The sequence below is a fragment of the uncultured Brevundimonas sp. genome (assembly GCF_937870815.1).
Classification (GTDB): Bacteria; Pseudomonadota; Alphaproteobacteria; order Caulobacterales; family Caulobacteraceae; genus Brevundimonas.
Genome location: NZ_CALMZS010000109.1, coordinates 1 through 25,639, shown reverse-complemented (window position 1 = coordinate 25,639; position 25,639 = coordinate 1). Strand labels below are relative to the sequence as shown.

Below are 25,639 nucleotides of genomic sequence, written 5' to 3'. Positions count from 1 at the left end.
TTCGGCCGTCGAGGAGGCCCTCGCCTTCCTGCTGCGGATGACCGGCGCGGGCCGGAAAGCTCCTGGAGAAGACAGATGAACGCCCCCGGCAAATCCCGCTCCGCCCTCGACGCCGCCACGCTCGGCCTCGGCCTCGTCGTCGGCGGCCTCGGCGTCTGGACCGTCTTCGCCGGCCCGACCGAGCTGCTGCCCGTGCACTGGAACGCCTCCGGCCAGGCCGACGACTGGGGCACGCGCGAACTCGTCGGCGGCATCCTGATCGGCATGGCCGCCCTGACCCTGGCGCTCGGCGGCGGCATGGGCGCGGCGGCGCGGCGCACGGTCGACCCCGCCCGGGCCCGCGCCCTGCGCTACGGCCAGCTGGTGGTGATCCTCAGCCTCCCGCTGATGAGCCTGCTCGCCGCCTCGGCCAGCCTGTCCGGGACCACCGACATCGGCGGCGCCCTCCCGGTCGCCCTGATGAGTCTGCTCTTCCTGCTCACCGGCGCCTTTCTGGGCCGCGTCGGCCCCAACCCCTTCGTCGGCGTCCGCACCCCCTGGGCCTACAAGAGCCGCCTCGCCTGGGACCGCTCCAACCGCCTCGCCGGCCGCCTGTTCTTCGTCATCGGCCTCGCCGGCCTGCTCACCGCCCCCTTCGCGCCGCGGCCCCTCAACCTCTACGTCATCCTGACCGCGATCGGCCTCGCCGCCGTCTGGTCCGTCGTCGAAAGCTGGCGCGTCTGGCGCACCGACCCGGACCGGCAGCCCTTCTGAGCCGCGCCCCGGCGGCTAGTCGCCCAGGTCGGCGCGGGCCTGTCCGGCGAGATCGAAGAACCGCTTCCGCACGGCGGCGACGTAGGGATTGTCGCGCTCTATGGCCCGGAACACCGCCGGGGAATCGTCGCGGACCAGCGCCACCGCCTCCATCAGCCGTTCGAAGCTGACGGTGGTCATTCGCTGCGGCAGCGGCTCCATGGCCATCAGGACGCGGGCGATCAGATGGGTCAGGCCCTGGACCAGGGCCGCCTCGCGGTCGTGGTCCTCGGGCGAGACCAGGAACACCCTCAGCCCGAGAACGGCCCGGCAGAAGGCGGCGACGCGGCGCGCCTCGCGATCGCCGCGAACCGCGCAGACGGCGATGTTCAGGCCGGCGATCCCGTCCTTGCCGCTCTGGGGGCCGAACAGGGGGTGGGTGCCGACGAGCCGCACCGACGGCGGCAGGCCGTCGGCCATGATCCGCGCCGGCTTGACCTTCACCGAGCCGACATCCAGCACCAGCGCCCCGGCCGCCACATGGGGCGCGACGGCCGCCACGGTCTCTTCCAGCGCCTCGACCGGCACGGCGAGGATCACGGTCGGGCAGGCGGCGGCCTGGGCCAGGTCCGTCAGCCGCACGAGGCCGTCCAGGTCATCGGTGGCCGCCGGATCATGGGCGAGAATCTCGAAACGCCGTCCCAGATGCCGGGCCGTCAGCCGCCCGAAGGCGCCGAAGCCGATCAGACCGAGGCGCTCCGTCTTCACGCTCCGAGGCACTCCTGAAACCGCACCGGTCGCCCATGGGCCTGGCCGAGCAGTTCGCCGTCCTTCATGACCACCCGGCCGCGCACGACCGTCGCCATCGGCCAGCCGGTCGCCTCGAAGCCGTCGAACGGGGTCCAGCCCGACCGCGTGGCCATGTCTTCGTGCCGGATGACCCGTTTGGCCTTCAGGTCGACCAGCGTCAGGTCGGCGTCGTAGCCCTCGGCCATCCGCCCCTTGCCGGCGATGCCGAACACCCGGTTGGCCCCGTGGCTGGTCAGGTCGATGAAGCGGTCGAGGCTCAGCCGCCCCTCAGCCACATGGGTCAGCATCACCGGCACCAGCGTCTGCACCCCCGGCATGCCCGAGGGCGAGGCCGGATAGGGCCGGGCCTTTTCCTCCAGCGTATGCGGCGCATGGTCCGAGCCCAGCACGTCCGCCACGCCCTGCTCGATGCCGCGCCACAGGCCGGCGATGTGCGGGGCGTTGCGGATCGGCGGATTCATCTGCGCCAGGCCCTTGAGCCGTTCATAGGCCTCGTCGCCGTCCAGGGTCAGGTGCTGCGGGGTCAGCTCCATCGTCGCCACATCCTTGTGGTCGGCCAGGAACTCGACCTCCTCGGCCGTGGTCACGTGCAGCACATGGATCCGCGCGCCGGTCTCCCGCGCCAGCCGCACCAGCCGCCGGGTGCTCATGATGGCGCTCTCGGGATCGCGCACCTCGGGGTGGCTGGTCCAGTCGCCGGGGCGGGCCAGGGGGCGACGCTCGACCAGCCGGTATTCATCCTCGGAGTGGAAGGTGGCGCGGCGCTTCACATGGCGCAGCACCTCGCGCACCCCGTCGTCGTCGGCGACCAGCAGGGTGCCGGTCGAGGCGCCCATGAACACCTTGACCCCGCAGCAGCCGGGCAGCCGCTCCAGCTCGGCCAGGTATCTGGCGTTCTCGTGCGTGCCGCCGATGTAGAAGGCGTGGTCGGTCCACATCCGGTCGCGCGCCCGGGCCAGCTTGTCGGCCAGGGTGTCGGCGTCGGTCGTCGAGGGCTCGGTGTTGGGCATTTCGAACACGGCCGTGACGCCGCCCAGGGCCGCGGCGCGCGACCCGGTCTCGAGGTCTTCCTTCCACTCCAGCCCCGGCTCGCGGAAATGGACCTGGGTGTCGATGACGCCCGGCAGCACGGTCAGCCCTGCCGCGTCCACCGTCTCGCCCGCGCCGGCCTGGGACAGGTCGCCGACGAAGGCGATCCGCCCGTCGATCACCCCGACGTCGGCGCGGCCGCGCCCCGCGTGATTGGCCACCTCGCCGCCGCGGACGATCAGGTCGTATGTCTGGGTCATGGCCCGGCCCTATACCCGCTCGGCCAGCAGCTTGCGAGCCGCCTTCAGCACCCGGTCAGCCGGCAGGTCGTTCATGTGCAGGATGGCCTGGTCCAGCCGCGGATCGATCTTGCGGTATTCCTCGACCGAGCGCGGCCCGCGCACCGCGATCCCGCCCCAGGGGCCCCGCTCGACCTCGTCCGAGGGACCATAGGCGGCGACCACCGGCACGCCCGAAGCCACGGCGAGATCCGTCCACAGCGAGTCTCCGCCCAGGTACAGCGCGCTGCGGCTCACCGCCGCGACCACCTGCAACGGGCTCAACCGCCCCTGGAGTTCGATGGTCCGATGACGCGGCAGGGCCAGCCGGATGACATGCGCCGCGTCGCGGTCGGTCCCGGCGCCGACGACCATCACCCGGCCGCCCTCAAGCGGGCCGCCCCCGCCGACGAGGCTCGAGGCCACCTTGGCGAACCGCTCGGCCGGCCAGCGCCGCCCCATCCATTCCGCCCCCGGCCCGACCGCGAGCAGCGGCCCCTCGCCCGCCGGGATCAGGGCGTCCGCCGCCGCCTGCGTCGCCTCCGACACAAACAGCCGCGGCGCCGGAACCTCGTCCAGCTGCAGCACCCGCGCCGCCAGCTCGACGGCATGGACGCCCGGCTCGCGCTCGCCGCGCACGGCCCGCTTCTGCCGCTTCAGCCTGCCGGACAGGGCCGAGCCGCGCATGTCGACGACCAGCCCCCAGTGCGTCGCCCGAACCTGGGTCCACAGGCCGAACCAGTCGAGCCGGCTCTCCTTCTCCAGCACGATCAGCCGGTCCAGCCGCGGCGTGTCGGCGAACAGCGGCGCGCTGGCCGGCGATCCGACCACGGTGAAGCGCGCCTGCGGCATGGCCCCGACCAGATAGGCCAGCACCCCGCTCGACAGCACCGCGTCCTGCGCACCGGCCTCGGCGATATAGAGGATGGGAAAACGGGCCGTCATGGCTGGACCCTATATGGATTCTCGCCTCGTCTCCTCCCCGTTGCGCAGCAATGGGGAGGGGGACCGCGAAGCGGTGGAGGGGCGCTTTCCGAGCCGCGATGGGACGGTGATTGGTCAAGCGGCCTCCAGCCCCTCCACCGCTTCGCGGTCCCCCTCCCCTCGCCTTTGGCGTGGGGAGGAGACTCCCCCTATCTACCGCGTATGACCACCCGCATCGCCCGCCTCGACAGCCGCGCCCCGGTCCGGGTCTCCGGCCCCGAGGCCCGGCCCTTCCTGCACAGCCTGCTGACCCAGGACGTCGAGACCCTGGCCCCGGGGCAGTTGCGGTTCGGGGCGATGCTGTCGCCGCCGGGGCGGCTGCTGTTCGACCTGTTCCTGCTGGGCGAGGCCGACGGCGTGCTGCTGGACGTCGCCGCCGACCGCCGCGACGGCCTGTTGCAGCGGCTGTCGATGTACAGGCTGCGCGCCCAGGTCACGGTCGAGGCCGACGAACGGCCGGTCTTCGCCTCGTGGCCCGAAGTCGCCGACGGCTTCACCCCAGACCCCCGCGCACCGGGCCTCGGCGGGCGGCGCTATGGCGGGGCGGTCGACACCAGCGCGACCGAGGCCGACTGGCAGGCCCACCGCCTCGCCGCCGGCGTCCCCGACCCGGCCGTCGACGCTCCTTCGGACAAGACCTATCCGATCGAGGCCGATTTCGACCTGCTCAACGGCATCGACTTCCACAAGGGCTGTTTCGTCGGCCAGGAGACCACCTCGCGGATGAAGCGCCGCGGCGCGGTCAGGAACCGGATGCTGCCGATCGCCTTCGACGGTCCGCCGCCGCCGTTCGGCGCCGAGGTCCTGAACGGCGAATTGCGCGCCGGCGAGGTGCTCGGCGGCATGGACGGCGCGGCCATGGCCCTGCTCCGGCTGGACCGGATCGACGGGATGTTGACGGTCGACGGGCGACCGGTCGAAGTGCGCCGGCCTGAATGGATGCCGTCATGACCGACTCACGCCGTCGCCTCATCGACCTCAGCCACGCCATCGAGGCCGGCATGATCACCTACAAGGGCCTGCCGGCGCCGCTGATCTGCGACCACCTGAGCCGCGAGGCCTCGCGCGCGAACTATGACGCCGGAACCGAATTCCAGATCGGCCGCATCGAGATGGTCGGCAATACCGGCACCTATCTGGACACCCCCTTCCACCGCTACGCCGACGGCGAGGACCTGAGCGACGTCGGCCTCGACCGCGTCGCCGCCCTGCCGGGGATCGTGGTCCGCGCCGGGGACGCGCAGGCCATCGACGCCGACCGCTTCGAGGGCCGGGACCTGGGCGGCAAGGCGGTGCTGGTCCACACCGGCTGGGCCCGCCACTGGCGCACCGACGCCTATTTCGAGAACCACCCCTTCCTGACCGAGGCCGCCGCGGCCTTGCTGGTCGAGGCCGGCGCCGCCCTGGTCGGCGTCGACTCCCACAACATCGACGACACCCGGACCCGGTCGCGTCCGGCGCACACGCTTCTGCTCGGAGCGGGCATCCCGATCTGCGAGCATATGCGCGGGCTGGAGCTGCTGCCGGACGACGGCTTCCGCTTCACCGCCGCCCCGCCCAGGGTGAAGGCGTTCGGAACGTTCCCGGTGCGGGCGTTCGCGGAGGTGGATTGAGTTCCGCCCCGGGTTTCGGCGCCGTGGAATGGCCAGCTTCTCGACGCGGTTCACCCACTGGTGTTAGGTGGAAGCTGCGCAGGGGGCGCATCCCTCCAAGGATCCGTAAAATGTTCAAGACTTTCGCACGCCGCGCCGTACTCGCGGCGGCCATCTCGGCTGTCGCCTTCGGGACGATGGGATTCCAGTCCAACGACGGTCAGGACCGCCGCGTCCGCATCATCAACGCCACCGGCGTCACCATGACTCATTTCTACGCCTCGAACTCGGGCCAGGACGATTGGCAGGAAGACATCCTCGGCGAGGACGTGCTGCAGGCCGGGGCCTCGGTCCGGATCAACATCGACGACGGCACCGGCGCCTGCCTGTATGACTTCAAGGCCCGCTTCGCCGACGGCGACGAACTGGTGCGCAACCGCATCAACGTCTGCGAGATCACGGAGTACCGCTACACCGCCGGCTGATCGGCCGGACCGATGGCGATCAGGGCCGCGCCTTTCCAGGCACGGCCCTTTTTCGCGCCCGATCCCCTACCCTGCGGCCTGCCCGACGACGGCTTCCGCTCACAGCCGCGCCGCCGAAGGTCAAGGCGTCCGGGACGTGCGGGCCGTCGACTACTCGGTCAGGCGGACGCCGCTGGCGGTTCTGATCGGACTGCCCACGCTGTTGAGCCAGACCCGGCCGTTGCCCCTCAGGTCAAGCCGGTTGACCACGATCATCCGCAGATCTTCGGTCGGTTCGCCCAGTTCGCCTCCGCCGGTCAGGTACAGTTGCTGGCTCGGCATGTAGAGCACTCCGGTCAGGTCGAAGCCGCCTCCGCCCTGGATGGTTGAGACCTGCTCGTCCGGCTGAGGCTTCACCGCCACGGCGACGCCTTCCCAAGGCCCCTCCGTCGGGGCCACGAACCGGGCTTGGGACTGCGAGGTGATGTCGATACGGGAGGTCTCGCCGACGAACACCAGCGTCACGTCTTCGGCGATCAGACTCGCGCCCGCGCCCATGGCGAGGTTGCCGGTAATCACGTGCACTCCGGGCGCCAGCACGACCTCCGCCCCGGTCTGGAGGTCGAGATCGCCGCATATCACGCCGGGCTGGATCGTCAGGCGCGAGCGCTTGACGCTGTACCCGGAGGAATCACAGGGGGCCGGCGAGGGCCAGTCCATCTTCGAGGCGTAAGGGTCGGCGACCGCCGGCGCGCCGAACTCCGGCTCCGGATTGAAGCCCGTAGCCCGCTCGCCCGTGCCGCTCACCAGAGTGCGCAGGGCGTTCACGCCACCGGCGGCGCCGCGCGAATCAAGCGCCTGGTCCGATACGGAGTTCACCTGGGCGACGCAATTGTTGGCCTCGAGGGTCGAGGCGCCGAGACGAGAAAAGGCCGCCGGCTGATCCGACGACAGGATGTGCAGACAGACCGGATCGCCGCCCAGTGCGACCGCCCGGGCGGATCGCTCGACGCGGACCGACTCCATCCCGAACAAGCCGCCCAGGACGACCTCAACCTCGCGGGACATGGTCGCCGAAACCTCCGCCGTCGAAGGCGAAACGACGCTTGCGGTCGCGCCGCCGGAGCCTGCGACCCCGCTGCTCAGCTCGGCGAACGCGGCATCCGCCTTCGCCGCCAGTTCGTCGTCGGTCGCCCCGTCACGAACGGCCAGCGCAGAGCTCAGGGCGAGAGCATCGACACGGTCCTGAAGCTCCAACGAGACGGCAGTCATCTGCGTGAGGGTGACCGCCGCTCCGATGATGGAGGACAGGCCGAACAGGCTCAGGGCGGCAATCATCGCGATATTTCCGCGCGTGCAGCCGCCGAGGCGTCGCACCTCACGCGCGATCGCCGCCACAGCGCCCGGCTGGCGACGCACTGAAACCGCTCGACCCTTCCGCATCGCGCCTGATCGCAGAGTCGGGTGAACGCGGTGCAAACCAGACTGGTTAATCTGACATTTGAGCCCGTTCCTCCATTCCGCCCCCAGGCGCGCGGCGAAAAGGTGGAAGCGGCCGCCGCCTCCCGCCCCGGTGAGGTATTCTGCCCCCCATGCTCGACTCACTCCGCCGCTGCGCCTGGTGCGGGACCGATCCGCTCTATGTCGCCTATCACGACGAGGAGTGGGGCGTGCCCGAGCGCGACCCGCGCGCCCTGTGGGAGAAGCTGGTGCTGGACGGCTTCCAGGCCGGGCTGGCGTGGATCACCATCCTGCGCAAGCGCGAGGGGATGCGCGAGGCCTTCGACGGCTTCGACCCGGAGAAGGTCGCGGCCTATGGCGAGGCGGACGTCGGTCGGCTGCTGGGCGACGCCCGCATCATCCGCTCGCGCGCCAAGATCGACAGCGCCGTCAAGGGGGCGCGGCTCTGGCTGGAGATGCGGGATGGCGGCGAGGACTTCAGCGAATGGCTCTGGTCCTTCGTCGGCGGGGCGCCGATCCAGAACAGCTGGCCCGACAGCGGGGCCCGGCCCGTCGCCACGCCGGAATCCGAGGCCATGGCCAAGGCGCTGAAGAAGCGCGGCTTCACCTTCTGCGGCCCCGTGATCGTCTATGCCTTCATGCAGGCTGTGGGCATGGTCAACGACCACGGCGTCGAATGCTTCCGTCATTCGCAGGTTCGTGCGAGGACCGCGTCGTGAAGACCCCGTCGAACCCCCCGGCCAGGACAAAGCCTTCGCGCGCCTTCCCGACCCTGACGCTGGAAATCCTGCTGATCGAAAGCGCGGGCGGCCCGGTCTGCGGCGTCGACGAGGCCGGGCGCGGGCCGTGGGCCGGACCGGTGTCGGCCGGCGCGGTGATCCTGAACCCTCACGACCTGCCCGAGGGAATTAATGACTCCAAGGCCCTGACCCACGCCCGGCGCGAGGCGATCGAGATCGAGATCAAGGCCCGCGCCGTCGCCTGGGGCGTCGGTTTCGCCTCGGTCGAGGAGATCGAGGCCCACAACATCCTGCACGCCACGGGTCTGGCCATGTGCCGGGCGATCGAGGCGATGGCGATCGAGCCCGCCGCGGCGCTGGTGGACGGGAACTATCGCTTCAAACTGCCTTGCGCCGTGCAGACGGTCGTCGGCGGAGACGGTCTCTCGTTGTCGATCGCCGCGGCCTCGATCCTGGCCAAGACGGCGCGGGACCGGCTGATGGTCGATCTGGACGTGAAATACCCGGGCTACGGCTTCGCCGGCCACAAGGGCTACAATGCGCCGGTGCATTCCGCCGCCCTGAAGGCGCTCGGCCCCTGCCCCGCGCACCGCCGCGGCTGGGCCCCGATCCGGGCGCTGCTGGATGGGGACCCTCTCCGCTTGGGAGAGGGTTCTATATTGCCAGCGCCCCGCCGACGAGCGCGCCCATCAGGGCCGCGATCACGCCGCCGCCGACCACGGTGACCCAGCCGGGCAGGTCCGCGACCAGTTCCTTCAGGGTCGGTTCAGGCGCCGCCGCATCATTGGCCGCCCGCGCGTCGAACCGTGCGGCGGTCGGCGGACGCCAGGCGACGGTTTCAAACGCGTCGGCGGCGCGGCCATAGGCGCGGACGCCTTCGAGACGACGGGCGGAGGTCATGGGCGACAGTTCCATGCCCGCTTAACGACAAATGTCAAACGACCGTTCCACCGACCTACGCCGCGTCCGCCAGGCTGACCGGCCGTTCGCTGACCACGAACAGGTATTCGACGTTGCGCAACCGGCCGACCGCCCCGACCTTCTCGCCCTTCAGATTGTGGATGCCGATGCGGGCCCCGACGTAGCGCGGGCGGGCGATCTCGATGACCTGGACCTCGCCGCGACCCGACAGCATCGCCACCAGCTGATCGCGGCCTAGATAGCCCTCGTCGTTGAACGAGACGATCAGGTTCGGCGCCTTCACCCCCTCGATCACCGCCTGCAGCGCCGGGGCGATGCCGGGGCGGCTGTTGAAGGCGCTCTTGCGGGTGCGGACGTCGATCCGCTTGTTGGCGATCCCGTAGGTCTCGGGCCGGTCCCACAGCACCAGACTCTCCCAGCAGTGGTAGTTGCCGAGATAGGAATGCTGGTTGTAGGGCGGGTCCAGATAGACCAGATCGGCCTCGACCTGCGGGGCCAGTTCGACCGCATCGGCCCGCGTCGCCTTGCACGGCCCACTTGCCACGCCGGGCAGGATGTCGGGCATCCGCAGCTCCAGCGGCTTCAACGCCCGCGCCGCCCATGACTTCATATAGGCCATCTGCAGCCCCGCCGTGGAATCGACCCGGTCAGCGGCCTCCATCAGGCTCACGAGCGCGACGGCCTCAAGCTCGGGCTCCAGCCCCATGGCCGCGATCCGGTCGCGCATGGCGTCGATGACGGCGCCGTTCTGAGGCGTGAAATAGCGGGCGTCCTCGCAGAAGGTCCTGGTGAACCAGCCGGCGTCGGGCGTCACGGTCCGCAGCTCCGCCAGCACCGCCTCGGCCTTCTCCTGCCACCGCTCGCGGTCGGCCTGCACATAGGCCGTGGCCAGCACATGGGCGTAGGCGTTGTGGTCGTTCGACCAGACCCGGAAGCCCTGCCTCTTCAGGGCATGGCCGACCCGCGCCGAGCCCGAGAACAGGTCGCACACCGTCCCACCCTCCGGCAGGACGCCCGAGATGGCCCGGACGATCTCCGCCAGCAGCGCCCGTTTCGAGCCTATGTATTTGATCATGCCGACCCTCTCGGGGTCAGCCGCGGCCACGCCCCTTTATCGGAACATGCGCCAGTCGCAGCAGATTCGCAGCCCCCGGGGCGCCGAACGGCGTGCCGGCCAGGATCAGCAGGCGCTGACCCGGCTCGGCGAGGCCGAACTCCACGGCCTTCTCGACCGCGTCGTCGGTGACCTCCTCCAGCGACGCCGGCTCCCGGCTCAGCCGCGGCTCCAGCCCCCAGACCAGAGCCAGCCGCCGCGCCGTCTCGGGCCGGGGCGTCAGCGCCAGCACCGTCTGCAGCGGCCGCTCGCGCGACATCCGCCGCGCCGTCCCGCCCAGGGTGGTGAAGACCACGATGCAGGCCGTCGACTGCGCCTCGGCCGCCTTGCGGGCCGCGGCCACCAGGGCGTCGACGTCGTGCTCGTCCATGCCGGCGTGTTCGGCGTCCATCAGGCCGGGCCACATCGGGTCGCGCTCCACCCGCTCGATGATCCGGCTCATGATGCCGACCGACTCCAGCGGATAGTCGCCCGAGGCCGTCTCGGCCGACAGCATCAGGGCGTCGGCGCCCTCATAGACGGCGTTGGCCACGTCCGAGGCCTCGGCCCGGGTCGGGGCGGGGGCCGAGGTCATCGACTCCAGCATCTGGGTGGCCACGATCACCGGCACGCCGCGCTGGCGGGCGGCCCGGATGATCCGCTTCTGGGCCACCGGCACCTCCTCCGGGTCGAGTTCGACGCCGAGGTCGCCGCGCGCCACCATGACCCCGTCGCAGTAGTCGAGGATGCTGTCCAGATCGTTCAGGGCCTGGGGCTTCTCGATCTTGGCCAGGCAGGCGGCGCGGCCCTTCACGATCTGCTTCAGCTCGGCCATGTCCTCGGCCTTCTGGACGAAGCTCAGCGCCACCCAGTCGACGCCGATGCGCAGGGCGAAGGCCAGGTCCTCGCGGTCCTTGGGCGTCAGGGCCGAGACCGGCACCACCGCCTCCGGCACGGCCACGCCCTTGCGGTCCGACAGTTTGGAGCCGCTCTCGACCGTCACATCGGCCCACGTGTCATCACGCTCGTTGACCCGCAGCCGCACCCGGCCGTCGTCGAGCAGCAGCAGCATGCCGGTGCGCAGCGCCCGGAAGATCTCCGGATGCGGCATCTGCACGCGCGTGGCGTCGCCCGGCGCCGGGTCGAGGTCGAAGCGCATCCTGTGGCCCGGCTTCACATCGATCTCGACGTCCGCGAACCGGCCCAGCCGCAGCTTCGGCCCCTGCAGGTCGGCCAGCACCCCCAGCGGCCGTTTCAGAGCGAGTTCCGCGCCGCGCACCGCCTTCAGCGCCGCGGCGTGGTCGTCGTGCGAGCCGTGGCTGAAATTCAGGCGGAAGACATCGACCCCGGCCTGGGCCAGGGCCTTGACCATGCCGGGCGCCCGGCTGGCCGGTCCCAGGGTCGCGACGATGCGGGCGCGCCGGGCTCTTTTCATGCGATATCCGTGGCCTTTGAGGGAGCGTGCGCCACTTGTGCCAACGAAACGCCGCAGGGGTAAGGCCGCTCCGCCCCGCGAAACATGAAGTTACGCCGCCCCGGGCCGGGGTCAGCCCCCCGAAGCCGGCTCCCGCAGGGCCGCCCGGAACGCCTCCAGCCGCGCCCGGTAGCCCTCCGCGTCGCCGTATTCGAGGAAGCCGGCATAGCGCCCGTGCGGGTCGCTGACCCGAAGCGCATGTTTGATCGGGCACCAGTATTGCTCGGTCCGGCTGGCGATCTCGCGGACATAGGCGACCACGCCGTTGGCGTATTCGCAGAACACGCAGTTCAGGGCCTCGATGCCGTTCAGATACGCCAGCCGGCGGCGATCGAGCACGACATACTGCGACCTCGGCGCCCGCGGGATGCGGTAGGCGCGAAAACACACCGACTGATACAGGCTGGCCCAGGCGTCGATCAGCAGAAGCGGGATGATCAGCGAATAGATCAGCGGCGCCGTCGCCACGGTGGCGAAGGAGGACCGGCCGAGGAAGCGCCCGACGCCCTGCCGCAGACGACGGTGCTCGGTCGCCACGCCGGCCTCGAATTCGGCCACCCCCGCCCTGAGCCGCCAGCCCGGCGTCGGGCGCCGCTTCTCTATCTCCCTGTCCAGTTCATCCTGGAGGCGGACGATTTGGTGCGCCAGCGCCTCAAGGCGGACCGTCACGGCCGCGGCGCCACGGGGTTCAGGGCGCGCTCCAGCGGCGCCAGCCAGCGTTCCAGCTCGATGTCCGGCGCCTTGGTCAGGTCCCGGTCCAGCATATCGGCGACCGGCGCCGCGGCGCCGATGGCGGCCTTCAGCACGCCGAGAATTCGACTGGGGGCGACCAGGATCAGGGCGTGCCCGCCGCGGCTCCCGAGCGCCCGCACGGCGGCGTCGGCCACCCCGGCCGCGAAGGCCGCCTTGGCCTGGCGGTAGGGATCCTCGACGCCGGTGGTATGGCTGGTCCCGGTCGCCGACTGCACCGAGCGCACGGCCGGATTGCGCCGCCGTTCCTCGCGCACCTCGGCCAAGGCCGCGCCGCCCTCGATCTCGTGCACGGTGCGGAAGGCGCGGGTCTCGGGATCGCGCTCGACGAAGCGGGCGCGGCCGCCGTCGGCCAGGACGAACAGGGCTCTGCGTTTTCGGGGCATGGAATCCTCGGTGGATGGCGACGGGCGCGGCGGCCCGTTCGACCCAGCCTATGGTGCCCCCGCCCCGCCGCCCTTGATCTGGCGCAAGCGGCCGTGGTGCGAGCGGCGGGGGTCGAACCCGCATGACCGAAGTCGAGGGATTTTAAGTCCCTTGCGTCTACCAGTTTCGCCACGCTCGCGGCGGCCTGCAGCCTACTGCGCCGGCGTTAACGCCCGGAAGTCTACGTCCGAATTGGCCAGCAGCCACAGGAAGGCGGCCCAGGCGGCGACATTCTGGTCCATAGCCTCCGGATCGATCCGGTCCAGCACGTCGTCGGCGGTGTGATGGGTGTCGAAATAGTCGGTGCCGTCCTGGCTGAGGCGGAAGGCCGGCACGCCGAGGGCCACGGTCGGGCCGGTGTCCGGCCCGCCGCCGGTCGCGGCCGAGCCGTCGAACAGCACGCCGAGCGGGGTCAGCACCGCCTGGGCCGCGCGGCGGAAGTCGGTGTCGGCGGCGCCCGCGGGAAGGCTCAGGCTGTAGACCCGCCCGGCCCCGAAGTCGCTCTCGCTGATCGCCACATGGCCGGCCATCTCGCCGGCGCGGCTGGAAGCGTAGAAGCGCGCCCCGGTCAGGCCCTGGGCGGGCGGCGGCTGGCTGACCTCCTCCGATCCCCACCAGACCAGGCGGAGGGTGCGGCGCGGCTGGCGCGGCATGTCCTCGATCAGCTTCAGGGCGGCGGCGGTGATGGCCACCCCCGCGCCGTCGTCGATGGCTCCGGCGCCGAGGTCCCAGCTGTCGAGATGGCCGCCGATGACGATGACCTCGTCCGCGGCTCCGGAGCCCCGGACCTCGCCGATGACGTTCTGGCTGTGGCTGTCGGCGGTGAAGCCGGCGCTCGAGAACAGCCGCATCCGCACCGGCGCGTCGGTCATCGCCATGATCCGGCGCAGCTGGCCGGCGTCGGGCGGGCTCATGGCGAAGGCGGGCACGGTCCCCTCGCCCACCCGGGTCGCGCCGGTGTGGGCGAAACGGTGGTCGTGGGTGCCGAGCGAGCGCAGCACATAGCCGATCGCGCCGCGCTTCGCCGCCTCGGTCGGGCCATTGCCCCGCACCGGCGAGGTGGCCCCGTAGCCGCGGCCGTCCTGGGCCTGGACCGTGTCCTGCAGCACCACCGCGATCTTGCCGGCCAGCGCCCCCTCGGGCTGGTCCAGCAGCTGCTGATAGGTCTCGAAGATCGCCGCCTCGCCCTCGAGGCCTTCGGGCGGCGTGGCGATCGACCCGCCCAGGGCGACCGCCTCGAGCGGCTGCGGGAAGGGCGCCAGGATCTCCACCCGCGCCTCTCCCCGGGTCCACAGGGCCAGCGGGAACTCCTCGATCGAGACGTTGTCGAAGCCCATCTCGCGGAATTTGTCCGCGCCCCAGCGGGCCGCGCCCTGCTCCGAGGCCGAGCCCGCCAGCCGCGGCCCGAACCGGGTGGTCAGCTCGGACACCAGTTCGTAGGCGACATTGTCGCGCAGGGCCCGGTCGCGCAGCTGCTCCGCCTCGCGGATGGTGCGGGCGTCCTGCGCCAGCGCGGGCGCGGCGGCGAGGCTGAGCGCCAGAGTCGCGCTGAGCGCGCTGGCGGCGAGAAGGCGGGCGGACAGGCGCATCGGCGGCTCCAGAGTCGGAAACGAGACCGGACCCTAGACCGCGACGGGCGGCGGGAGAAGCGAGCCGGCCCGGAGTTTTGCCCGCCGTCCGGGCGGTCGGGCCTATTCGCCCTTGATATAGGGCTCCACGGGCCCCTGCAGCTTGACGGTCAGGGCCTTGCCGCGGCGGTCGACGCGGTTGCCCACCGCCAGCCGCACCCAGCCCTCGGAGACGCAGTATTCCTCGACATTGGTCTTGTCCTCGCCCTTGAAGCGGACGCCGACGCCCTGCGCCAGCAGGTCGGCGTCATGGAACGGGCTGTCGGGGTCGACGGACAGGCGGTCGGGAAGGTCGGTCATGGTCAGACGCTCGGCGAGGTTCAGCCGCGGCCTTTAGCCGAGGACGGCCCCGGCTCCAAGGGCGCCGCCGCCGCACACGACCTAGCCGGCGTTGGCGTCGGTCCAGTCGACGATCTGGGTGTTCAGGTCGCGCGCGGCGATGTCGAAGGCCTCGACGATGGCCGAAACCCGGTTGGCCGCGGCCGGCTGCTGCACGGTGAAGGTCCGCTCCGCCGCCACCGTCCGCTCGGGCAGGGTCAGCAACCGGGCCCGCGCCGTCACCACCACCGTCGGAACGGCGTCCGGCCCGACATAGCGGGCCTCGAAGGCGCGCACGTCGATGTTCAGCGACCGCTCGCCCTGAACCAGTTCGCGCGGGCCGATCAGCCGCACCCGCGTCGCCTGGGCCGCGAAGGCGTTCTCGAGGCTTTCCATGTACAGGTCGCCGGCCGGCGACACCCACCGCGCGCCCTTGATGTAGGCCGTCTCGGCGCCGGTGACCCCGAGAATCCTGTCGCCCTCCACCGCCTCCGGGAAATGGACCCGCCGCAGGTTGACCTGACGCAGCCCCGGCTGGCCCTCGGCCGCCGCGCCGGCCGCCGCCGGCCCGCCGAAGCGGTAGGTCTGGACCGGGTCGGGCGTGGACAGCAGGGCGCAGCCGGCGACGGCGAGGGCGGCCGCGGCGGCGGCGGCGGGCTTGATCGAAGAGCGGATCACGGCTGGACCTCCATTTCCCTGCTCGGCCCCCGGCCGATGAAGTCGCGCGGACTGGACCGCACCTCGTCGACCAGCCCCTCCAGCGAGCGGGTCGCCTCGTCCAGACTCTGGATAGCCTGCTGCATCTGCGGCAGGCCGGTGGTGACGAACTCGTTGACCGGCCCCTCGGCCCCGGTGGCGATGCGGTTGATCGCGGCCACGGCGGTGCGGGCCTCCTCGGCCGCGGCGTTGATGTTGGCCACCGCCTGCTTGCCGTCGCCCTCGACGACCTGACGCGTGCTGACCGCCAGCGCCTCGTATTCGGCGACCGCGGCGTTGGCCCGGGTCAGCGTCTGCTCCAGCTGCTGCAACATGCCCTTGCGGGCCTCCAGCTCGGTGCTCAGCGATTCGACGTTCTTCAGGCTGGTCGAGAAGGACCGGATGTTGTCGTCGGACAGCACCCGGTTGATCCGGTTCAGGGCGTCCACCGTCTGGGCCAGCACCGTGCCGGATCCCGACAGCAGTTCCGCGATCGGCGACGGCTGGCTCTGGATCACCGGCACGACATTGTCGGGATACTGATCCTTGAGGATGGCGCTGTCCGGATTGCCGGCGGTGATCTGGATATAGTTGAGGCCGGTGATGCCCTGGGGCTCCAGCTGGGCCCGCGAGGTGACCCGCACCGGCGTGGTGCCGTCGATGCGGATGCGGGCGATGACCTGGTCCCCCTTGTTCGGATCGAGGTTCAGATCGGTGACCTCGCCGACGCGGATGCCGTTGAAATGCACCTCGCCGCCCTCCGACAGGCCGCGCACCGGTCCGTAGAAGACGATGTCGTAGACGTCGTAGTCGCTGTTGAACTGGAGCCGGGCCAGCCAGATCGAGAACACCGCCAGCGCCGCCAGAAGGGCGATGGTGGCGATGCCGACGGCGGCGTAGTGGGCGTCTCTTTCCATCTCTCCGCTCTCCTCAGGCGGCTTTCTTGCCGGCGCGACCGCGCGGGCCGAGGAAGTATTCCCGGATCCACGGATGGTCCGACTGCTCCAGTTCCTGGACCGGAGCCTTGGCCACGATCCGCTTGTCCGCCACGACCGCCACCTTGTCGGTGATGGCGTAGAGGCTGTCGAGGTCGTGGGTGATCATGAACACGGTCAGGCCGAGATCGTTCGACAGCTGCCGGATCAGGTCGTCGAAGGCCGCCGCGGCGATCGGGTCCAGCCCCGCCGTTGGCTCGTCGAGGAACAGCAGCTCCGGGTCCAGCGCCAGCGCCCGCGCCAGCCCCACCCGCTTGCGCATGCCGCCGGACAGCTCGGCGGGCTTCTGGTGATGCGCCTCGGGCCTGAGCCCGACCATGGCGATCTTCATCTCCGCCAGTTCGCGGATGACGTCCTTCGGCAGGCGCGTGTGCTCGATCAGGGGCGAGGCGACGTTGTCGATGACGCTGAGCGCGGAGAACAGCGCCCCCTGCTGAAACAGGATGCCGGTGCGGCGTTCGATGTCGGCTTCCTGGGCCTTGGTCAGCACGCTGCGCTCGCGGCCGAAGATGCGCACCGAGCCGCCCTCAGGCTCCTTGAGGCCGATGATCGAATTGAGGAGAACCGTCTTGCCCGAACCGGATCCGCCCACGACGCCCAGCACCTCGCCGCGCTCGACGTCCAGATCCAGATGGTCGTGGATCACCTGTTCGCCGAACCGGCTCACCAGGTCCCGCACCTCGACCAGGCGTTCGGGCGTCGCAGTCTCGTCGGTCCGGCCGCTCAAATGTTCAGCTCCATGAACAGGAGGGCGAAGACCGCGTCGAGAAAGATGATGGCGAAGATGGCCTGGACCACCGCCGCGGTCACCCGGCGCCCTAGGCTTTCGACGTCGCCCGCGACGGCCATGCCCTGGCGGCAGCCGATCGCGGCGATGACCAGGGCGAACACCGGGGCCTTGGACAGGCCGACGAACAGATGGTTGCCCATGTCCGGGGTCGCGGCCATGCGCTGGATGAAGAAGGCCGGCCCGAGGCCGAGCTCGCCCCAGGTCACCAGCAGGCCGCCGAAGATGCCGGTGAGCATGGCGATGAAGGTCAGCAACGGCAGCATGACGACCAGGGCGGCGAGGCGGGGAATCACCAGGGCCTGGAACGGATTGACGCCCATCACCTGCATGGCGTCGATCTCCTGGTTCATCCGCATCGATCCGATCTCGGCCGCGAAGGACGACGAGGATCGACCGGCCAGAAGCACGGCGGCGATCACCGCGGCGAACTCGCGCAGCACCGAGATGGAGATCAATTCGACCGCGAAGACGTCGAAGCCGACCGTCCGCAGCAGGTCCGCCCCGATGAAGGCGATCACCGCCCCGATGAAGAAGCTGGTCACCGCCACGATCGGTATCGCGTCGAGTCCGGCCCGCTCGGCCTGGCTGAACCAGGCCGCCCAGCGGACCTTGTCCCAGTGTCTGAACGTGGAGCCGGTCGCCGTCATCAGCCGCCCCAGGAAAGCCATCGAGAGCATCGCCTCGGCGGCGATGTCATGCACGCCGCGGCCGACCTTGGCGAAACCGAGCACCCAGCCGGGCGACCGCGGCGGCGGCTCCGCGCTCTCGCGCTCGAGCCGCTCGACCAGGGCGTAGGTGCGCCCCGCTTCCGGCCGCTGCGTCCATGCGGCTTGCGGCAGGACGCAGTTGCTCGCCTGGACGATGGCCAGGGCCCCGGCCGTGTCGAACCGCCCCAGTTGGGCCAGATCGACGGCGTCGACGCAGCGTCCCTCGAGAGAGCCGTCCAGCCGGCGCGAAATCCGCCCGAGATTGGTCGCGGTCCAGTCGCCGGCCAGACGCAGGGTCACACGGCCCCCGTCCTCGTCAATCTGGAAGTCCGCTTCGGCCATATCCCTACCTAGATTGCGCCGTTCGTTTTGCCTACGGTGCACCACGGCAAAGCTGGGCAGGGCGGAACAACGCCGGCCGGCCGTATTCGTTCAGACACGCCCGGAATTACCGCGCTGGAGCAGCCCCCTGGCCGTCTTGAGATCGCGGCGAACAGGTTCGCCCGGCGGCCCTCGCCGCCTGATCCGAGGGCGGCGCGTCAGCTCAGATAGTTGAGCAGCGACACCTGGCGCAGTTGCGAGATGACCTGCGCCGAAGCCTGGATGGCCACCTGGGACAGCTGCAGGTCGGTGATCGCCACCGCCATGTCGGCGTCGGTCCGGTCCCCCACCAGTTCCTCGAGGGACGCCATCTGCGCCTCCTGACCGCGGGCCACGGTCTCGACCTGGTTGGCGATGGAACCGGTCTGGGCGGTCTTGTCGATGACTCCGGCGGCGGCCTGTTCCAGACGCGCCAGCTGGGCGATGAGGAAGGTCTTCTGCGCCTCCGTCACCTTGCCCGTCAGAGGACCGTTCGGGCCGCTGTGATAGATTTTGAGGTCCCGAAGGATCTCGAACACCTCGCCGCCGAGCTCACTGGCCAGGAAGCCGGTCTCCAGCGTGGTCCCCTCTGCCACGCGGCTGGCGGTCCTCAGCGTATCGTTGACGAAGACCGAAGGGACATTCGGGGCGGCCTCGAGCTGGTCGAGGGCGTCGATGGTCACCGGAGTCGTGCCGGTGGACGCGCCGGCGAACAGATAGGCGCCGTGGTGCTTCATGGTCAGGCCGCCGCGGATGGTCTGGAAATGTCCCTCCAGCTCGAGCATCAAGGGTCCGGCAGAGTCTGTGGCGAGGACGTTGCCGACGGCGTCGCGCAGGCCGGCGATGCCGTCGCTGATCTGCATCATGGCGAGATCCTGCGTCACCAACCGGGCGCTCACCGCCCTGGAGGTCTCGATGAAACCCTGGATCCGGCTCTGCGCCCCCTTCAGGGCGGTCAGGGTCTCGGACTGTCGACCGAAACCGGTCAGGTCCGTGGCGATCTTCTGCGTCGACACGCGCTCCTGGGCGTCGGCCGCGCGGGTCTGGGCCTTCATCAGATCGAGCAGGGCCGACTGATAGTTTCCAAAGGTGGCGACGCGGGTCATCAGATCATCCCCAGCAGCGTGTCATACATGTCCCGGGCCGCCTGGATCAGGCGCGCGGAGGCGTTGAAGGCCTGCTGATAGGTGGTCATCAGCACCAGTTCCTCATCCAGATTGACGCCCTCATAGGCCGTCTGCCGGGCCGAGGCCTCGGTCGCGAGCGCCTTGGCCGTATCGCTTCGGTTCCTGGCCGCCGCCGCCCGGCCGCCGATCTCGCCGGACAATTCAGAGGCGTAGCGGGAAACCGAGATCGATCCCCCCGCCGATCCGCCCGCCGGCGCGAAATTGGCCGCCCGCTCGCCGGCGTCGGCCAGCCGCAGCGCCCCGCGCCCGTCGCCGGTGCTCAGCGCGGATGCGCCGACCGCGGCCGACAGGTTCAGCTGGGCCAGCGCCAGCTTCGACGGGCTCTGCCGGATGTCGGCGCGGAGCGAGAAACCGTCGGCCCGCGACGCCCGGACCCCGCCGCCGACGCCGAACAGTTCGGTGACCGAAACCCCCGAGGGAATCTGGATGGTGGTGTCCTCGAGCACGGTCATCGCCGGGGCGGGGTTGCCGTAGCCGGTGAACGACAGCGATCCGTCCGCCGCCAGCGCGAAGGACCCGAACCGGCCCACCCCGGTCGCCGGATCGTTCAGCGCGGCGACGAGGTCGCCGACCGTCCCTCCGGGGGGAACGGTCACCTGGATGTCGCGCAGCTTCGAACCGGTCTCGCCGGTAAACCGGAAACTCAGGCTCTCCCCGGCCGTGAAGCCGTGGGCTGACGCGGCCGTCAGTCCGGTCTCGTAGAAGGCGGGGCGGTCGGTCGAGACCAGGTCATTGAGCCCGAAGTAGTGAGAGAACCCGCGCCCGGCCTTGGTCGAAGGGTCGGCGGGATCGTCGGCGACGGCGACGCCATTGGTTCCGGTCGCCGCAATGGTCAGCCTGCCGTCGACGAAGCTGGCGGTGGCGGCGCCGCCCAGCTGGGCGTTCAGCACGGTCAGGAAGGTCGCCGGCGTCGCGGCCGAGCCGTTCACCGTCATCGCGGCGCCGCTGAAGACGATGTCGGCGCGCGCCTGGATGACGCCGGCCGCGCTGGTGACGGCGACGGTGGCCTGGCCCGAGAAGCCCGCGATCGCGCTTTCGAGGCCTTGTCCGACGTTGCGTCCGGTCAGGCTGACCGGCGCGGGGACCGAGCTGTTGGCGTTGTGGGCGCGGTTCAATTCGTCGGCCACATGGGCGACCAGTTCGGCCAGCCGTTCCGCGGTCGCCGGCGCCTCGATGTCGCGCAGCTCGACGAGTCCCCGGATCTCTCCCGAGACGATATTGTCCAGCAGCGACCGCTTCTGGCCGCCCGGCTCTGTCACCCAGATCTCATTGAACGCCGTCTCGCCCGTGACGGTGCCGGCGCGGGTATAGCTGAGCGTCGCCGCGCCTTCCCCCGCCAGCAGGGTTCCGGCGCCGGTGCGAATGGAGACGCCGCCGACCGCGCGCGCCGTGACGCGGATGTCCATCAACTCCGCCAGCTGGCCGATCAGCGCCGACTGAGCGGTCTCGGCGCCCGAGGCGTCGCCATTGACCACGGTGGCGCGGGCGATCTCGAGGTTCAGCCCCTCGATCCGCTCCAGAAGATTATTGGCCTTTTCGACGGCGCTCTGGATGCGGCCGTCGGCGTCTTCGCGAACCGCCTGGATTTGTCCGCCGATGCGGCCGGCTTCGTCGAACAGGGCCTGGGTCCGGAACAGGGCGTCCTGGCGCCGCGGCGAGGAGGCCGGGTCCTCGGCGCTGGCCGCGAACGCCGAGAAGACGGCGTCGACCTGCGAAAAGAAGCCGGCGTTCCCGCCCGGATCGCCGAACAGCGACTGGACCCGGTCATACAGCTCATGGCGCACGCCCTGACGCGCGGCTTCGGCGCCGGCGTTCAGGCCGGCGGCCTGGAGAAAGCGGTCGGTGGCCAGCCGGATGCGGGCCACATCGACGCCCGCCCCCCTGCCCTGGCTGGTCAGGGACACCTGGTCGGCGATCTTGCGCACATAACCGGGCGTGTTGACGTTGGAGACGTTGTCGGAGACCACCCGCAACTGGGTCTGGGCCGTGGCGAGGCCGCTGGTCGCGGTGTTCATGATCGCGTTCAGCGACATGCGACGCCCTCCAAAGCCCGGGCGCCCGGCAAGGCCTGCCAGCCGATGTGCGCTTTTTGCCCGGCGGCGCGGCGGCGCGTTCTGGACAAGTCACTGTAAATTCGTGGATTCGAGAATCGCCCCTGGGTCATGACCCCGCAGGGGCGCAAGCCGCGGGCCAAGCTGCCGCCGCTGCCCCAGGCAAGGTCGGGCGCCGGGCAAGAATCGTCTCCACGCGGCAATAAACGACCGGGGCGCCACGTTCTCCTCCACCGGCATCTCGCTAGAATTCCGTGTGTTTTCCGTCATCTGAGGCGCGCAAACGAACTGGCCCACGACTTGCGCCGCGGCGTCCGAATGTTCGGCGCAGCAGGCGCTCCAGTCACATCGCTCCGGCGAAGCCCTTTTCGGGACCATGTCCGCTCAAGCCGTCCTCGCCCTGATCGCCTCCGTCCTTCCCCCTGCCCCGCGCGGCGTGGAGGGAGGCGAAGAGGTTTCCGGTTTCGCCGGGCTGCTGTCCGTCGTGCTGTCGGCCGAGGGCGCGGCCGCGACGCCGGACCGGGCCGCGTCTGCGGACGAAGAGACGCCGACGGACACGGCCGGTCCGCCGGCGAGGGCCGAGGCGACGCCGCCGGCGCCGGCGAGCGCGGGCGGGCCCGAACCACTGGTCCTGCCGCGCGAAGCGGAGGCCGAACCGGACCCGCGGGATCCTGCGTTCGCCGTCGCCGGCCAGACTCCCGAACCGCCGGCCGCGGCCGGTGTGTCCAGCGCCCCGGCTTCGGAGCCCCCGGCGGCCCCGGAGGCCGCCGCGGCCGCGGATCCGGACCCGCTGGCGGGGCCGGCCGCACCGGTCCTTGCGACCCCGGCGATCCGGACGCCGGCGGCGGTCGCCCAAGGCGAGCCCTCCCGGCCGCCGCTTCCGGCCGCCGCTCCGGACCCTGTCGCGCCGCCGGCCCCGGTCGACCGCGACACCGTGGAGACGGCGGCGTCCAGTCCGTCGGCCGCGCCGGTCCGGCCGGACACCCCGGCGGCGCAGAGTCCCGCGCCGCCGCCGGTCGCCCCGCCGCCGCGTCCGCTGCCGGCGCGCACTTCGGAGCCGCTCGACCGGTCCGCGCCCGCGGCTCCTGCGGCTTCCGTTCCTGACGTGAAGGCCGCGGGCTCCGCCCCGACCGTCCCGGCCTCGCCGCCGGACCAGCCGGTCAGGCCGGCGGCGCAGATCGTCGCCCCCGCAGGCGCCGCCCCGGACGGGGCGGCTGTCGCAGCCGCCGCCCATGACCTCCAGGGCGGCGGCGCACCGGCGCCGCCGCGCGCCGAAGCCCCGACCGCCCTCCGCGACCACAGCCTGTCGGCCCTGTCCCCGGCCGCCATCGACGCCACGGCCCAGATCGCCGCCCAGATCGTGCGCCGCCTGGAGGGCCGCTCGACCCGTTTCGAGATCGCCCTGCGGCCGGACGAACTGGGCCGGGTCGACGTCAAGCTGGATATCGACGCCGAGGGCCGGCTGGCGGCCCGGCTGGCGTTCGACAATCCGGCGGCGGCCACCGACCTGCGCGGACGGGCCGACGAATTGCGCCGTCAGCTGGAGGCCCAGGGATTCCATCTGGCCGACGACGCCTTCGAATTCACCGAGCGGGACAGCGGCTCCAGCGCCTTCGATCGCGGCCGGGACGCCCGGCACGGACACAACCGCGCCTTCGCCGCGGCCGCCCGGCTCAAGGGCGAAGTCGACATGGCCCAGGCCCCGCAGTGGCTGTCGCTCTCCCTTTCGCCCACGGGCGTGGACATGAAGGTCTGACGATGATCGACGCCGTCACCGCCGCCACCAATGCGAACAGCCGGATCAGCGCCGGCACGACCATGCTGGCCTCGAATTTCGAGACCTTCCTGGCCCTGCTGACGTCGCAGCTGAAGAACCAGGACCCCCTGTCGCCGGTCGATTCCAACCAGTTCACGGCGCAGCTGACCCAGATGGCCGGGGTCGAGCAGCAACTGCTGACCAACGACCTGCTCAAGAGCCTTGTCGCGGCCCAGGGCGGCGGCGGGCTGGCGGGCGCCGCCAACTACATCGGAAAGGACGCCACGGCGGGATGGTCGGCGGCCAGATTCACGGCCGGCGAGGCCCGATGGAGCTATGAGCTCGCCGCCAACGCCGCCTCGGTGAGGCTGGAGGTGCTGGACGCTTCCGGAAACGTGGTCTGGTCGGGCACCCCGCCGGACAGGACGGCCGGGGTTCACGACTTCGCCTGGGACGGCCGGGCCACCAGCGGCAATGACGGCCAGGAGGGCCAGGTCTATTCCCTGAGGGTGGCCGCCGAGGACCCCGCCGGCGGTTCCGTCGACGCCCAGGTGCTGACCCGCGGCCGCGTCACCGGCGTCGAGATGTACGACGGCGAGACCTACCTGACCGTGGGCAATTCGATCGTGCCGCTGTCCAGCGTGATCGCCCTCGAGGAGGCCCGCGGCGCGGCGACCGCACCGCTCGCAGGCCAGGGGGACGGCAGCCGGCCGGCCTCGCTCATTTCATCGATCAACCCCCTGAAACTGTTCTCATAAGGAGCCCCGCGCCATGAGCATCAACAGCGCCCTACTGGCCGGCGTGTCCGGCCTGACCGCCAACTCGGCCGCCCTCGCCGCCATCTCGCAGAACATCGCGAATGTGAACACCGTGGGCTACAAGCGCACCGCGGGCGAATTCCAGACCGTGATCAACAGCCAGTCGCAGGGTGCGGGCTATTCCGCCGGCGGGGTGCTGGCCACCGCCCGTCATTTCACCAGCCAGAACGGCCAGCTGCAGCGCACGACCTCGAACACCGACCTCGGCATCGCCGGTCAGGGCTTCTTCGTCGTCACCGAACGCCCCGAGAACCTCCAGGTCACCGACAGCCGTCTGTTCACCCGCGCGGGCGCCTTCAGCGTCGACAACCTCGGCTATCTGAAGAACACCGCCGGCCTGTATCTGCAGGGCTGGCCCGTCGATGCTGAGGGCAATATCGCCACCGACCCGTCCGACCTGAACCGCCTTCGGACCGTCAATGTGGGCTCGGTCGGCGGCACGGCCGAGGCCACCACCCGGATTCAGCTGAACGCCAACGTCAAGTCCAGCCAGCTGGTCTCGGCCGAGGCCACCGACGCCGCCGCCACTCCCCCCGGCCCCAACGCCTATGACCCCGCGACCAACTCCATGGCCATGTGGGACGCCGAATCCGGGGCCGGCGTGAAACCCGATTTCGAACTCACCATCCCGGTTTCGGACTCCAAGGGGGGCCAGCGCACCGTGGCCATCTCCTTTCTGAAGAGCACCGTGCCGAACCAGTGGTATGCCGAAATCCGGGCCATTCCGGCCTCCGACGTGGTCACCGGCGCCGGCCTGTCGAACGGCCAGATCAAGACCGGTCTCGTCGCCTTCACCCAGGACGGCCGCCTCGACGCCGACGCCATGGCCGCCCTGGGCTACGATTCCGCAAAGATCCTGGCCCTGGCCATCACCACCGCCGGCAGCACGGATGGACCGGCGCTGCGAGACGCCATCGCCAAGACGGCGGACTATCCGGGCGTCACCGGCTCCATCACACTGGATGAGAACCGGAACGCCAAAAAGCCGGCCGTCGTACTGCAGGTCAAAGGAAAGGCTTACAAGTACGTCGAAACGGTGGAACCGTAATCGCCGGCCCGCCGAGACGGCGACTGATGTCTTCTTTCTGACCTTGGGCGGCAGGCCCGCTGCCGCCCAACCTGGCCTCGCCCTCGCCCGCTTCCGCCGCCTCATGCAGACGATTCTCCAGAACCTCATCATCGGGCTGCAGGTCGGCGCGGTGTACGCGCTCATCGCCGCGACGGGCGGCGGCACGATCGACTGCACGGGCGCCTGCGCGGACCAGTTCCAGCCGGTGATCGGCCGCCCGCGCGTGGAAGTCGGCGGCGCGATCGACCCGAACATCCTCGGCACCGTGGCGCGCAAGGACGGCCGCCGGCAGGTGACGATGCGCGGGATGCCGCTCTGGCGCTACGAGGGCGACCAGGTCTCGACCCACACCCGCGGCCACGGACTCCTGGTCCCGGGCGGCACCGCGAAGCTGGTATGGCCCGACGGGAAAGTGGTAGCCGAGTTCTGACGAGCGGAACTCCAAGTCACCGAGTCCTCAGCCGTCAGTCATCAGTCATCAGTCGCCTCTCGGCGCCGCGGACGGGATGA

The 25,639-nt window shown here is 70.8% G+C and carries 27 protein-coding genes and 1 tRNA gene; 10 read left to right on the top strand and 18 right to left on the bottom strand.

Features of this window, described 5'->3' with window-relative positions; all coding sequences use genetic code 11:
* Positions 1–75 precede the first annotated feature (75 nt).
* Positions 76–753, top strand: coding sequence for an SdpI family protein (locus Q0588_RS07065; RefSeq protein ID WP_298745038.1), 678 nt, complete (start codon positions 76–78; stop codon positions 751–753).
* A gap of 15 nt (positions 754–768) precedes the next feature.
* Here Q0588_RS07065 and Q0588_RS07060 read toward each other — a convergent pair whose 3' ends face one another.
* From Q0588_RS07060 to Q0588_RS07050, 3 genes are read right to left on the bottom strand one after another with little or no spacing between them, the layout of a single operon-like run.
* A complete protein-coding gene (locus Q0588_RS07060) occupies positions 769–1,500 on the bottom strand; it encodes a prephenate dehydrogenase/arogenate dehydrogenase family protein (protein WP_298745036.1) in 732 nt (243 codons plus the stop codon).
* Positions 1,497–2,831: a dihydroorotase gene (locus Q0588_RS07055; RefSeq protein ID WP_298745034.1), complete on the bottom strand. Its 1,335-nt coding sequence runs from the start codon at positions 2,829–2,831 to the stop codon at positions 1,497–1,499. Before Q0588_RS07055 ends, Q0588_RS07060 begins: the two co-directional genes overlap by 4 nt.
* A 9-nt stretch (positions 2,832–2,840) precedes the next feature.
* Positions 2,841–3,794, bottom strand: a complete 954-nt coding sequence (locus tag Q0588_RS07050; RefSeq protein ID WP_298745033.1) for a glycosyltransferase family 9 protein — start codon at positions 3,792–3,794, stop codon at positions 2,841–2,843.
* Between the two features lie 201 nt (positions 3,795–3,995).
* Here Q0588_RS07050 and Q0588_RS07045 point away from each other — a divergent pair, with 201 nt between their 5' ends.
* The 3 genes from Q0588_RS07045 to Q0588_RS07035 all read left to right on the top strand — a co-directional run bounded on the left by Q0588_RS07045 (position 3,996) and on the right by Q0588_RS07035 (position 5,910).
* Positions 3,996–4,784 carry a folate-binding protein gene (locus Q0588_RS07045; RefSeq protein ID WP_298745031.1) on the top strand — a complete coding sequence of 263 codons (789 nt, stop codon included), beginning with the start codon at positions 3,996–3,998 and terminating at the stop codon, positions 4,782–4,784.
* On the top strand, positions 4,781–5,446 hold the full coding sequence (locus Q0588_RS07040; protein ID WP_298745029.1) for a cyclase family protein: 666 nt from the start codon (positions 4,781–4,783) through the stop codon (positions 5,444–5,446). The genes Q0588_RS07045 and Q0588_RS07040 overlap by 4 nt, the downstream gene beginning before the upstream one ends.
* Positions 5,447–5,556: 110 nt before the next feature.
* Positions 5,557–5,910, top strand: a complete 354-nt coding sequence (locus tag Q0588_RS07035; protein ID WP_298745027.1) for a hypothetical protein — start codon at positions 5,557–5,559, stop codon at positions 5,908–5,910.
* Positions 5,911–6,060: 150 nt separating this feature from the next.
* Here Q0588_RS07035 and Q0588_RS07030 read toward each other — a convergent pair whose 3' ends face one another.
* Positions 6,061–7,308 (bottom strand): hypothetical protein, encoded by a 1,248-nt coding sequence (locus Q0588_RS07030; RefSeq protein WP_298745025.1) that lies wholly within the window; start codon positions 7,306–7,308, stop codon positions 6,061–6,063.
* A 173-nt stretch (positions 7,309–7,481) separates the two neighbouring features.
* Between Q0588_RS07030 and Q0588_RS07025 the strand changes: the two genes are divergently transcribed.
* Positions 7,482–8,069: a DNA-3-methyladenine glycosylase I gene (locus Q0588_RS07025; protein WP_298745023.1), complete on the top strand. Its 588-nt coding sequence runs from the start codon at positions 7,482–7,484 to the stop codon at positions 8,067–8,069.
* 68 nt (positions 8,070–8,137) lie between these two features.
* On the top strand, positions 8,138–8,815 hold the full coding sequence (locus tag Q0588_RS07020; RefSeq protein ID WP_298745040.1) for a ribonuclease HII: 678 nt from the start codon (positions 8,138–8,140) through the stop codon (positions 8,813–8,815).
* Here Q0588_RS07020 and Q0588_RS07015 read toward each other — a convergent pair.
* The 14 genes from Q0588_RS07015 to flgK form a co-directional block, all read right to left on the bottom strand.
* A complete protein-coding gene (locus Q0588_RS07015; RefSeq protein WP_298745021.1) occupies positions 8,745–8,990 on the bottom strand; it encodes a hypothetical protein in 246 nt (81 codons plus the stop codon). The two genes, Q0588_RS07020 and Q0588_RS07015, sit on opposite strands and share 71 nt — an antisense overlap.
* 55 nt (positions 8,991–9,045) lie before the next feature.
* A complete protein-coding gene (locus tag Q0588_RS07010) occupies positions 9,046–10,086 on the bottom strand; it encodes a DNA adenine methylase (protein WP_298745019.1) in 1,041 nt (346 codons plus the stop codon).
* A gap of 16 nt (positions 10,087–10,102) precedes the next feature.
* On the bottom strand, positions 10,103–11,539 hold the full coding sequence (gene pyk, locus Q0588_RS07005) for a pyruvate kinase (protein ID WP_298745016.1): 1,437 nt from the start codon (positions 11,537–11,539) through the stop codon (positions 10,103–10,105).
* Between the two features lie 111 nt (positions 11,540–11,650).
* Positions 11,651–12,247, bottom strand: a complete 597-nt coding sequence (locus Q0588_RS07000) for a hypothetical protein (RefSeq protein WP_298745014.1) — start codon at positions 12,245–12,247, stop codon at positions 11,651–11,653.
* Positions 12,244–12,714 carry a host attachment protein gene (locus Q0588_RS06995; RefSeq protein WP_298745012.1) on the bottom strand — a complete coding sequence of 157 codons (471 nt, stop codon included), beginning with the start codon at positions 12,712–12,714 and terminating at the stop codon, positions 12,244–12,246. The genes Q0588_RS07000 and Q0588_RS06995 overlap by 4 nt, the downstream gene beginning before the upstream one ends.
* Positions 12,715–12,808: 94 nt before the next feature.
* Positions 12,809–12,893: transfer RNA gene (locus Q0588_RS06990), tRNA-Leu, on the bottom strand.
* Positions 12,894–12,906: 13 nt separating this feature from the next.
* Positions 12,907–14,343 (bottom strand): M28 family peptidase, encoded by a 1,437-nt coding sequence (locus Q0588_RS06985; RefSeq protein ID WP_298745010.1) that lies wholly within the window; start codon positions 14,341–14,343, stop codon positions 12,907–12,909.
* 102 nt (positions 14,344–14,445) lie between these two features.
* Complete coding sequence (locus Q0588_RS06980) at positions 14,446–14,682, bottom strand: DUF3297 family protein (protein WP_298745008.1); 237 nt, start codon at positions 14,680–14,682, stop codon at positions 14,446–14,448.
* Positions 14,683–14,763: 81 nt separating this feature from the next.
* Positions 14,764–15,378 (bottom strand): ABC-type transport auxiliary lipoprotein family protein, encoded by a 615-nt coding sequence (locus Q0588_RS06975; RefSeq protein ID WP_298745007.1) that lies wholly within the window; start codon positions 15,376–15,378, stop codon positions 14,764–14,766.
* The gene (locus Q0588_RS06970) at positions 15,375–16,313 is read right to left on the bottom strand and encodes an MlaD family protein (protein WP_298745006.1); all 939 of its coding nucleotides are present in this window, start codon (positions 16,311–16,313) and stop codon (positions 15,375–15,377) included. Before Q0588_RS06970 ends, Q0588_RS06975 begins: the two co-directional genes overlap by 4 nt.
* A 13-nt stretch (positions 16,314–16,326) precedes the next feature.
* Positions 16,327–17,118, bottom strand: coding sequence for an ATP-binding cassette domain-containing protein (locus Q0588_RS06965; protein ID WP_298745004.1), 792 nt, complete (start codon positions 17,116–17,118; stop codon positions 16,327–16,329).
* Complete coding sequence (locus Q0588_RS06960) at positions 17,115–18,230, bottom strand: ABC transporter permease (RefSeq protein WP_298745002.1); 1,116 nt, start codon at positions 18,228–18,230, stop codon at positions 17,115–17,117. Before Q0588_RS06960 ends, Q0588_RS06965 begins: the two co-directional genes overlap by 4 nt.
* A 197-nt stretch (positions 18,231–18,427) precedes the next feature.
* Complete coding sequence (locus Q0588_RS06955; RefSeq protein WP_298745000.1) at positions 18,428–19,354, bottom strand: flagellin; 927 nt, start codon at positions 19,352–19,354, stop codon at positions 18,428–18,430.
* The gene (flgK, locus tag Q0588_RS06950; RefSeq protein ID WP_298744998.1) at positions 19,354–21,468 is read right to left on the bottom strand and encodes a flagellar hook-associated protein FlgK; all 2,115 of its coding nucleotides are present in this window, start codon (positions 21,466–21,468) and stop codon (positions 19,354–19,356) included. The genes Q0588_RS06955 and flgK overlap by 1 nt, the downstream gene beginning before the upstream one ends.
* Positions 21,469–21,862: 394 nt before the next feature.
* Between flgK and Q0588_RS06945 the strand changes: the two genes are divergently transcribed.
* From Q0588_RS06945 to Q0588_RS06930, 4 genes are all read left to right on the top strand, one after another.
* Positions 21,863–23,242 carry a flagellar hook-length control protein FliK gene (locus Q0588_RS06945; protein ID WP_298744996.1) on the top strand — a complete coding sequence of 460 codons (1,380 nt, stop codon included), beginning with the start codon at positions 21,863–21,865 and terminating at the stop codon, positions 23,240–23,242.
* 2 nt (positions 23,243–23,244) lie between these two features.
* On the top strand, positions 23,245–24,000 hold the full coding sequence (locus tag Q0588_RS06940) for a flagellar hook capping FlgD N-terminal domain-containing protein (protein WP_298744994.1): 756 nt from the start codon (positions 23,245–23,247) through the stop codon (positions 23,998–24,000).
* Between the two features lie 13 nt (positions 24,001–24,013).
* Complete coding sequence (locus tag Q0588_RS06935) at positions 24,014–25,108, top strand: flagellar hook-basal body complex protein (protein ID WP_298744992.1); 1,095 nt, start codon at positions 24,014–24,016, stop codon at positions 25,106–25,108.
* Between the two features lie 103 nt (positions 25,109–25,211).
* Entirely contained in the window at positions 25,212–25,559 is a 348-nt protein-coding gene (locus Q0588_RS06930) for a hypothetical protein (RefSeq protein WP_298744990.1), read from the top strand.
* The last annotated feature ends 80 nt before the right edge of the window (positions 25,560–25,639 follow it).

Excerpts from the sequence above, each read along its gene's own strand:
- Q0588_RS07065 (WP_298745038.1), top strand. The coding sequence starts at position 76 with ATGAACGCCCCCGGCAAATCCCGCTCCGCCCTCGACGCCGCCACGCTC.
- Q0588_RS07055 (WP_298745034.1), bottom strand. The coding sequence starts at position 2,831 with ATGACCCAGACATACGACCTGATCGTCCGCGGCGGCGAGGTGGCCAAT.
- Q0588_RS07050 (WP_298745033.1), bottom strand. The coding sequence starts at position 3,794 with ATGACGGCCCGTTTTCCCATCCTCTATATCGCCGAGGCCGGTGCGCAG.
- Q0588_RS07045 (WP_298745031.1), top strand. The coding sequence starts at position 3,996 with ATGACCACCCGCATCGCCCGCCTCGACAGCCGCGCCCCGGTCCGGGTC.
- Q0588_RS07040 (WP_298745029.1), top strand. The coding sequence starts at position 4,781 with ATGACCGACTCACGCCGTCGCCTCATCGACCTCAGCCACGCCATCGAG.
- Q0588_RS07035 (WP_298745027.1), top strand. The coding sequence starts at position 5,557 with ATGTTCAAGACTTTCGCACGCCGCGCCGTACTCGCGGCGGCCATCTCG.
- Q0588_RS07025 (WP_298745023.1), top strand. The coding sequence starts at position 7,482 with ATGCTCGACTCACTCCGCCGCTGCGCCTGGTGCGGGACCGATCCGCTC.
- Q0588_RS07015 (WP_298745021.1), bottom strand. The coding sequence starts at position 8,990 with ATGACCTCCGCCCGTCGTCTCGAAGGCGTCCGCGCCTATGGCCGCGCC.
- Q0588_RS07010 (WP_298745019.1), bottom strand. The coding sequence starts at position 10,086 with ATGATCAAATACATAGGCTCGAAACGGGCGCTGCTGGCGGAGATCGTC.
- pyk (WP_298745016.1), bottom strand. The coding sequence starts at position 11,539 with ATGAAAAGAGCCCGGCGCGCCCGCATCGTCGCGACCCTGGGACCGGCC.
- Q0588_RS06995 (WP_298745012.1), bottom strand. The coding sequence starts at position 12,714 with ATGCCCCGAAAACGCAGAGCCCTGTTCGTCCTGGCCGACGGCGGCCGC.
- Q0588_RS06985 (WP_298745010.1), bottom strand. The coding sequence starts at position 14,343 with ATGCGCCTGTCCGCCCGCCTTCTCGCCGCCAGCGCGCTCAGCGCGACT.
- Q0588_RS06980 (WP_298745008.1), bottom strand. The coding sequence starts at position 14,682 with ATGACCGACCTTCCCGACCGCCTGTCCGTCGACCCCGACAGCCCGTTC.
- Q0588_RS06970 (WP_298745006.1), bottom strand. The coding sequence starts at position 16,313 with ATGGAAAGAGACGCCCACTACGCCGCCGTCGGCATCGCCACCATCGCC.
- Q0588_RS06960 (WP_298745002.1), bottom strand. The coding sequence starts at position 18,230 with ATGGCCGAAGCGGACTTCCAGATTGACGAGGACGGGGGCCGTGTGACC.
- Q0588_RS06955 (WP_298745000.1), bottom strand. The coding sequence starts at position 19,354 with ATGACCCGCGTCGCCACCTTTGGAAACTATCAGTCGGCCCTGCTCGAT.
- flgK (WP_298744998.1), bottom strand. The coding sequence starts at position 21,468 with ATGTCGCTGAACGCGATCATGAACACCGCGACCAGCGGCCTCGCCACG.
- Q0588_RS06945 (WP_298744996.1), top strand. The coding sequence starts at position 21,863 with ATGTCCGCTCAAGCCGTCCTCGCCCTGATCGCCTCCGTCCTTCCCCCT.
- Q0588_RS06940 (WP_298744994.1), top strand. The coding sequence starts at position 23,245 with ATGATCGACGCCGTCACCGCCGCCACCAATGCGAACAGCCGGATCAGC.
- Q0588_RS06935 (WP_298744992.1), top strand. The coding sequence starts at position 24,014 with ATGAGCATCAACAGCGCCCTACTGGCCGGCGTGTCCGGCCTGACCGCC.
- Q0588_RS06930 (WP_298744990.1), top strand. The coding sequence starts at position 25,212 with ATGCAGACGATTCTCCAGAACCTCATCATCGGGCTGCAGGTCGGCGCG.